1 pseudogene is annotated in these 273 nt (G+C 44.0%); it reads left to right on the forward strand.

Features of this window, described 5'->3' with window-relative positions:
• A pseudogene (locus tag C1G53_RS12865) lies at positions 1-273 on the forward strand (ATPase); the annotation flags it as partial.

A 273-nucleotide genomic window follows, 5' to 3' on the forward strand; every position in this document is an offset into this window, starting at 1 on the left:
CTATAAAGCTAGTCACATCATCCCATTTTCTAGTGATAGAAAATGGGGGGCAATGACAATAGAAAACATTGGTCACATTTTTCTAGGGGCACCAGAAATGTTACTAACACAAAATCCTCCTTCTGTTTCTGAGGCACAGGCTCGTGGTTCCCGTGTCCTGATTCTTGCGCTTAGCCAACAGTCCCTTCTTTCTTCTCAAAATCAGCTACCTGAGAATATTGAACCTCTAGCTCTATTAGAAATTGCCGACCCAATCCGAGAAGACGCCGCAGA

This window comes from Streptococcus suis (assembly GCF_002960445.1).
Classification (GTDB): domain Bacteria; phylum Bacillota; class Bacilli; order Lactobacillales; family Streptococcaceae; genus Streptococcus; species Streptococcus hyiners.